At 67.9% G+C, this 7,984-nt stretch carries 2 protein-coding genes; both read left to right on the plus strand.

The window, feature by feature from the left end; translation table 11 throughout:
• Window positions 1-359: 359 nt before the first annotated feature.
• On the plus strand, window positions 360-3,839 hold the full coding sequence (gene rpoB, locus WEE69_02045; protein ID MEX1144070.1) for a DNA-directed RNA polymerase subunit beta: 3,480 nt from the start codon (window positions 360-362) through the stop codon (window positions 3,837-3,839).
• A gap of 196 nt (window positions 3,840-4,035) precedes the next feature.
• Window positions 4,036-7,984: DNA-directed RNA polymerase subunit beta' (locus WEE69_02050; GenBank protein ID MEX1144071.1), on the plus strand; the 3,949-nt coding region annotated here is incomplete at its 3' end.

A 7,984-nucleotide genomic window follows, 5' to 3' on the forward strand; every position in this document is an offset into this window, starting at 1 on the left:
CTCCATCCACCGCTCGCGCCGCCGCCGTACGGAGGCGGTCGTCGTGTGTCCGTGGTCGGAGAGGGTTCGCCCGGACCGCCGATCCGCCGGGTCCACCCGCCCTCGAGCTGGCACAGCTCCCCGTGCGATCGCTGGGCTCCGGTCCGGTCCGAGGCACGTCGGCGCGAACAGCACCCTCGTCTCCACCTCGCGCGTCGGTCCGTCCACCTGATCGACCTCGCGACCCGATCCCGCTCGGCGCTGCGGGCTCGGCGTTCCGCTCCGCGCCGTCAGCACCCGCAACTGCTCGCCCCGGTCCCGGGGCACCGCAAGTGCCCGCGCCGCGGGCCCGCAGCCACCTAGCGTCAGGGAGGTCCCGGTTGACAGGCAACGCCGTCGATCAGCGACTCAGCTTCGCAAAGATCCGTGAGGCGCTTCCCCTCGAGGAGCTCGACCTCGTCGCCATCCAGAGCGGCTCGTTCGATTGGCTCATCAAGGAGGGGCTCGGGGAGATCTTCGACGAGATCTCACCGATCGAGGACAGCCAGGGCAAGATGGCCCTCAGCTTCCTCAACCACCGCTTCGAGGATCCCAAGTACTCCGTCGAGGAGTGCAAGGAGAAGGACTACACCTACGCCGCGCCCCTGTTCGTGACCGCCGAGTTCCTGAACAAGGAGGACGGCACGATCAAGTCCCAGACGGTCTTCATGGGTGACTTCCCCGTGATGAGCGACAAGGGGACCTTCGTGGTCAACGGGACCGAGCGCGTCGTGGTCTCCCAGCTGGTGCGTTCGCCGGGCGTCTACTTCGACAGGTCCATCGACAAGACCACCGGCCGTGACGTGTTCGGCTGCAAGGTCATCCCCGGCCGCGGTGCGTGGCTCGAGTTCGAGGTGGACAAGCGCGACCTGGTCGCCGTCCGCGTCGACCGCAAGCGCAAGCAGCCGATCAGCGTCTTCTACCGCGCGCTCAAGGCGTTCGTCTGGAACGACGCCGAACGGCACTACGAACTCGCCCCCTCCGAGGTGCTGACCGCCGAGGTCCCCGACGAGGAGATCCTCGACTTCTTCGGGGGCGCGGAGTCGATCGCGCTCACCCTCGAGAAGGACAACACCGGCCGTACCCCGGGCCAGGCGCTCGAGGAGATCTACCGCAAGCTCCGTCCGGGCGAGCCGCCGAACGCCGAGCAGGCGGGGCAGCTGCTGCTCGGGATGTTCTTCGCGAACAAGAAGTACGACCTCGCCAAGGTCGGTCGCTACAAGATCTCCGGGCTCGAGGACGACGGCTCCGGCCACGTCAAGCACGGCAAGCTGACCGACGAGTTCGACGTGCTCGGCTTCGGCCGCCGCGAGGACTTCACGCTCACCGCCGAGGACTGCCTCGCCACGATGAGCTACCTGGTCAAGCTGCACGCCGGCACCGACGGGTACGACACCGACGACATCGACCACTTCGGTAACCGTCGGCTGCGCTCGGTCGGCGAGCTCATCCAGAACCAGGTCCGTATCGGCCTGTCGCGGATGGAGCGGGTGGTCCGCGAGCGGATGACCACCCAGGACCTCGAGGCGATCACGCCTCAGACCCTGATCAACATCCGTCCCGTGGTGTCCGCCATCCGCGAGTTCTTCGGGACCTCGCAGCTGTCGCAGTTCATGGACCAGACCAACACCCTGTCGGGCCTGACCCACAAGCGCCGCCTGTCGGCGCTCGGTCCCGGTGGTCTGTCCCGTGAGCGGGCCGGCTTCGAGGTCCGTGACGTCCACCCCTCGCACTACGGCCGCATGTGCCCGATCGAGACCCCGGAGGGCCCGAACATCGGCCTGATCGGGTCGCTCGCGTCGTACGCGCGCATCAACGCCTACGGCTTCATCGAGACGCCGTACCGGACCGTCACCGACGGTGTGGTCAGCGACGACGCGGAGTACCTGACCGCCGACGAGGAGGACCGCTACGTCGTCGCGCAGGCCAACGCGCCGCTCGACGACGACGGTCACTACGTCAACGACCTCGTGCTCGTGCGGGCCAAGGGCGGCGAGGTCCGTGAGGTTGCGCCGGAGCAGGTCGACTACATGGACGTCTCGCCGCGGCAGGCGGTGTCCATCTCCGCGGCGCTGATCCCCTTCCTCGAGCACGACGACGCCAACCGTGCGCTGATGGGCGCCAACATGCAGCGCCAGGCGGTCCCGCTGCTGCGGGCCGAGGCGCCGTACGTCGGCACCGGTATCGAGGGCAAGGTCGCCCGCGACGCCGGTGACGTGGTCATCGCCTCGCGCGCCGGGGTCCTCGTCGAGGTCGCCAGCGACCACCTGGTCCTGCGCACCGACGAGGACGAGATCGACCGCTACTACCTGACCAAGTTCAAGCGCTCCAACCAGGGCAGCTGCATCAACCAGCGTCCCGTGGTGACCGAGGGTCAGCGGGTCGAAGCGGGTCAGGTCCTCGCCGACGGGCCGTCGACCTACGAGGGTGAGCTCGCCCTCGGGCGCAACCTGCTCGTCGCCTTCATGTCCTGGGAGGGCTACAACTTCGAGGACGCGATCATCCTCTCCGAGCGGCTCGTCCGCGAGGACGTGCTGACCTCGATCCACATCGAACAGCTCGAGGTCGACGCACGCGAGACCAAGCTCGGTCCCGAGGAGATCACCCGCGACATCCCGAACGTCTCCGAGGAGGTGCTCGCCAACCTCGACGAGGAGGGCATCATCCGGATCGGGGCCGAGGTCCAGCCGGGAGACATCCTGGTGGGCAAGGTCACGCCGAAGGGTGAGACCGAGCTGACCCCCGAGGAGCGGCTGCTCCGCGCGATCTTCGGTGAGAAGGCTCGCGAGGTCCGCGACACCTCCCTGAAGGTGCCCCACGGTGACCGCGGCATCGTCATCGGCGTCCAGCGCTTCTCGCGCGCGGACGGCGACGACCTGCAGCCGGGCGTCAACGACATGGTGCGCATCTTCATCGCCAAGAAGTCGAAGATCTCCGAGGGTGACAAGCTCGCCGGTCGCCACGGCAACAAGGGCGTCATCTCCAAGATCCTCCCGCTCGAGGACATGCCGTTCCTCGAGGACGGGACCCCGGTCGACATCGTGCTGAACCCCCTCGGTGTGCCGTCCCGCATGAACGTCGGGCAGGTCCTCGAGACCCACCTCGGCTGGGCGGCCAACAACGGCTGGCACTTCGACGAGAAGCCCGAGTGGTTCGACCGCGTGGGCTGGGGCGACGAGATGCTGTCGGTCCCGGGTCCGGTCAACTTCGCCACCCCGGTCTTCGACGGGTGCCGCGAGGAGGAGCTCATCCAGCTGCTCCAGGCCGGCAACCCCTCCGAGTCGGGCGTGCGCCTGGTCGGCGAGGACGGCAAGGCGACGGTGTACGAGGGCCGGACCGGCGAGCCCGTCGAGGCGTCGGTCACGGTGGGCTACATGTACATCTTGAAGCTCCACCACCTGGTCGACGACAAGATCCACGCCCGCTCGACCGGCCCGTACTCGATGATCACCCAGCAGCCCCTCGGCGGGAAGGCCCAGTTCGGTGGGCAGCGCTTCGGCGAGATGGAGGTGTGGGCCCTCGAGGCCTACGGCGCCTCCTACGCCCTGCAGGAGCTGCTGACGATCAAGTCCGACGACACCATCGGCCGCGTCAAGGTCTACGAGGCGATCGTCAAGGGCGACAACATCCCCGAGCCCGGCATCCCGGAATCCTTCCGGGTCCTGGTCAAGGAGATGCAGGCCCTCAGCCTCAACGTCGAGGTCCTCAACGCCGCCGGCGACGAGATCGAGCTGCGCGACTCCGAGGATGACGCGTTCCGCGCCGCGGAGGCGCTCGGCATCGACCTCTCCCGACCGGAGCGTCCGACGGCCGAGGCCTGATGCGCTACCCCCGCTGCTGGTCGCCGCGGTCCGTCCTCGCTTCTCGAGAACCACAGAGTCGCTACGGACCGACCCCGGCGCCCAGCAGCTACCCCGCCCCTCAGGCGGTGTGACCATCAGACCCCGCGGACCTCTTAGGTCCGCACCTCGTCCCCCGCAGTTGGGGGGTGGGGGAGATGAAGTAGGGAGGGCGTCCGTGTTGGACGTGAACCACTTCGACAGCCTGCGCATCACGCTCGCGGAGGCTCACCAGATCCGCATGTGGTCCAACGGCGAGGTCAAGAAGCCGGAGACCATCAACTACCGCACGCTCAAGCCCGAGAAGGATGGGCTGTTCTGCGAGAAGATCTTCGGTCCCACGCGGGACTGGGAGTGCTACTGCGGCAAGTACAAGCGCGTGCGCTTCAAGGGGATCATCTGCGAGCGCTGTGGCGTCGAGGTCACCCGCGCCAAGGTGCGCCGCGAGCGGATGGGTCACATCGAGCTCGCCGCTCCCGTGACCCACATCTGGTACCTCAAGGGTGTGCCGTCGCGTCTCGGCTACCTGCTCGACATGTCCCCGAAGGACCTCGAGAAGGTCATCTACTTCGCGGCGTACGTGGTCACCTCCGTCGACGCCGACAAGCGCCACGACGCGCTGCCGGAGCTCGAGGAGGAGCTGCGCCTCGAGAAGCAGGAGATCGACAAGCAGCTCGAGTACGACCGCACCGAGCTGCTCCAGCAGCTCGAGGCGACGCTCGCCGAGCTCGAGGCCGAGGGCGCCAAGCCCGACGTCGTCAAGAAGGAACGCAAGGAGATCGAGAAGCAGCTCAAGAGCGTCTCGGTCCGCGCCAACAACGAACTCGAGCACCTCGGCAAGGTCCTCGACACCTTCAAGAAGCTCTCGGTCAAGCAGCTGATCACCGAGGAGCTGGTCTACCGCGACATGCGTGACCGCTTCGGCGACTACTTCACCGGAGGCATGGGCGCCGAAGCGATCCGTGACCTGCTCGAGTCGATCGACCTCGACGCCGAGAACGCCGAGCTGCGCCTGACCATCGCCGAGGGCAAGGGCCAGAAGAAGCAGCGCGCGACCAAGCGGTTGAAGGTCGTCGACGCTCTGCGGAGGACCGGCAACAACCCGGCCGCCATGGTGCTCGAGGCCATCCCGGTCATCCCGCCGGACCTGCGTCCGATGGTGCAGCTCGACGGTGGCCGCTTCGCGACCTCCGACCTCAACGACCTCTACCGCCGCGTCATCAACCGCAACAACCGGCTGAAGCGCCTGCTCGACCTCGGCGCCCCCGAGATCATCGTCAACAACGAGAAGCGGATGCTCCAGGAGGCCGTCGACGCGCTGTTCGACAACGGCCGCCGCGGACGTCCGGTGACCGGGCCGGGCAACCGCCCGCTCAAGTCGCTCTCGGACATGCTCAAGGGCAAGCAGGGCCGGTTCCGCCAGAACCTGCTCGGCAAGCGCGTCGACTACTCGGGGCGTTCCGTCATCGTGGTCGGCCCGCAGCTGCGCATGCACCAGTGCGGCCTGCCCAAGCAGATGGCGCTCGAGCTGTTCAAGCCGTTCGTCATGAAGCGGCTCGTCGACCTCAACTACGCGCAGAACATCAAGAGCGCGAAGCGGATGGTCGAGCGCTCGCGTGCCCAGGTCTGGGACGTGCTCGAGGAGGTCATCGCCGACCACCCGGTGATGCTCAACCGCGCACCGACCCTGCACCGCCTGGGCATCCAGGCGTTCATGCCGACGCTGGTCGAGGGCAAGGCCATCCAGCTGCACCCCCTCGTCTGCACCGCCTTCAACGCGGACTTCGACGGTGACCAGATGGCGGTGCACCTGCCGCTGTCCGCCGAGGCCCAGGCCGAGGCGCGCATCCTCATGCTCGCCCCGAACAACATCCTGTCGCCGGCGACCGGGCGTCCGATCGCCTCGCCGACCCAGGACATGGTGCTCGGCATCTACTGGCTGACCTACTCCGAGAGCGACACGGATGCGGACCGCGACCCGGCGGGTCTGCCGATGTTCGGCAACGTCGGCGAGATCGAGCGGTCCCTCGACGCACGCAGCCTGTCGATGCAGGACCCGATCGTGCTGCGCCTGCGCGGCAAGCAGCTCGCGGCCCACGACCGTCCGGCGGCCTACCGCGACGACGAGGAAGCGTGGGAGGCTGCACGTGCCGATCGCACGCCGGTGCGCATCATCACGACGGCTGGGCGCGCCATCTTCAACGAGGTGCTCCCCGAGGACTACGCCTTCGAGAACCACGTCGTGACCAAGAAGGGCGCCGGCGACATCGTCAACAAGTGCTCCGACGTCTTCCCGCGCTGGCAGGTCGTCGAGGTCCTCGACGCGATGAAGGACCTCGGGTACAGCTACGCCACCAAGGCCGGGGTCACGATCGCGATCTCCGACGTCGAGACCCCGGCGAACAAGACCGAGGTGATCTCGGCGTCCGAGGAACGCGCTGCCAAGATCGAGAAGCAGTTCGCGCGCGGTGTCATCACCGACTCCGAGCGGCGCCAGGAGCTGATCGAGATCTGGACCGAGGCGACCAACAAGGTCGCGGACGCGATGGAGAGCGCCTTCGCGCCGACCAACCCGTTCTTCATGATGGCCAACTCGGGTGCTCGCGGGAACATGACCCAGCTGCGGCAGATCGCTGCCATGCGTGGGCTCGTTGCCAACCCGAAGGGTGAGATCATCCCGCGACCGATCAAGTCGAACTACCGCGAAGGTCTGTCGGTCCTCGAGTACTTCATCGCCACCCACGGCGCCCGCAAGGGTCTGGCCGACACGGCCCTGCGTACCGCCGACTCGGGGTACCTCACCCGTCGTCTGGTGGACGTCTCGCAGGACCTGATCATCCGCGAGGACGACTGCGGGACCACCCGCGGTCTGACCTCCGTGGTCGGTGAGCACGACTCGCAGACCCTCTACGGCCGGGTCGTGGCGCAGGATGTCACCTACCCGGGTTCGGACGAGGTGCTCCTGGCCGCCGGCAGCCCCATCGCCGACGTCGAGGTCCGGCGTCTGCGGAACGCCCTGATCAAGGGCCTGCACCCCGACACCCTCGAGCCGCTCGACACCGCCCCGTCCGACGCCGACCGTGAGGTCGTCATCCGTTCGGTGCTGGCCTGCGACACCGAGATCGGTGTCTGCCGCGCCTGCTACGGCGAGATGCTCGCCAACGGCGCGATGGTCGACATGGGCGAGGCGGTCGGCATCATCGCCGCCCAGTCCATCGGTGAGCCGGGCACCCAGCTGACGATGCGCACCTTCCACACCGGTGGTGTGGCATCGGCCGACGACATCACCCAGGGTCTGCCCCGTATCGTCGAGCTGTTCGAGGCCCGGATCCCCAAGGGCAAGGCCGAGATCGCTCGCATCTCGGGGCGCGTCTCGATCGAGGAGACCGACCAGGGTCGGGTCCTGACCATCGCTGGCGCCCGCGACCAGGTGGACGAGCACGAGCTGCCCCGTGGCGCGCGCCTGTACCGCTCGGACGACGGGTCCATCGAGGTGGGCGACGGTGTCGACGTCGAGGTGGGCCAGCAGCTCACCCTCGGTGCGATCGACCCGCACGAGCTGCTCGAGGTGCTCGGCGTGCGCGCTGCCCAGCTGCACCTGGTCCACGAGGTGCAGGAGGTCTACCGCTCGCAGGGTGTGCCGATCCACGACAAGCACGTCGAGCTCATCGTCCGGCAGATGTTCCGCCGGGTGAACGTGGTCGACGCTGGTGACGCGACATTCCTGCCCGGTGACAACATCGATCGGGTCAAGTTCAAGAAGGAGAACGACCGGCTCCTGGCCGAGGGCGGGCAGCCCGCGGCCGGCCGGCAGATGCTGATGGGCATCACCAAGGCGTCCCTGGCGACCGACTCGTGGCTGTCGGCGGCCTCCTTCCAGGAGACCACCCGCGTGCTCACCGAGGCGGCGCTCGAGTCGGCCCGCGACCCGCTGGTCGGCCTCAAGGAGAACGTCATCATCGGCAAGCTGATCCCCGCCGGGACCGGGTTGGCCGAGTACGCCCGGATCCAGGTCGGTCACACCGAGCTGCCCGAGCAGGCGCTGCCGGCGGACATCGCCGAGTTCCTGGCGTCGACCGAGTCCTACGAGGGCGACGGGTCCTGGGGCTTCGACGGCGGCTGGGGGT

The organism is Acidimicrobiia bacterium, assembly GCA_040881685.1.
GTDB lineage: Bacteria > Actinomycetota > Acidimicrobiia > IMCC26256 > PALSA-555 > SHVJ01.